We start from the raw sequence: 414 nt of genomic DNA, 5'->3' as shown, positions 1-414 counted from the left end.
GACAGCTTCGCCTCGATGAAGATGACCGGAATGCCCAGCTGCTCCTGAAGCGCGTCCAAGTCCTCCTTGGCGCCCTTCTTCGTGCGGCTCTACCATGCTTCAACTCAAACGGCCAGTGAGCCGAGGATTGTGAATCGTTCTCCCTACTTGGATTTCGGAACAGGGTTTTACACCACGACAAACCTTGCTCAAGCGGAGGATTTCGCTCGCAAGGCCTTTGTGCGCCGCGGCATGGAGGGGGCTCCGCCGCTGAATAGCTACGAATGCGATATGGAGCGAGCCGGGCGCGAGCTACGCGTTCTCGAATTTTCCGAACCTAATGAAGAGTGGCTGGAGTTCGTCATGCACAACCGAAAGCAAGGTCGCGATAAAGCACTCGAAGTGGACATTATCATTGGGCCCGTGGCGAACGAT

1 protein-coding gene is annotated in these 414 nt (G+C 56.3%); it reads left to right on the top strand.

Annotation, left to right across the window (positions count from 1 at the left end):
* Positions 1-66: 66 nt before the first annotated feature.
* Positions 67-414, top strand: a 348-nt coding sequence (locus NE591_RS12805) for a DUF3990 domain-containing protein (protein WP_256156807.1), incomplete at its 3' end; no start/stop codon positions are given.

This window comes from Adlercreutzia sp. DFI.6.23 (assembly GCF_024462535.1).
GTDB classification, from domain to species: domain Bacteria; phylum Actinomycetota; class Coriobacteriia; order Coriobacteriales; family Eggerthellaceae; genus Adlercreutzia; species Adlercreutzia rubneri.
Note: the sequence above shows the minus strand (reverse complement) of the source record. Positions and strands in the feature narration are given on the sequence as shown.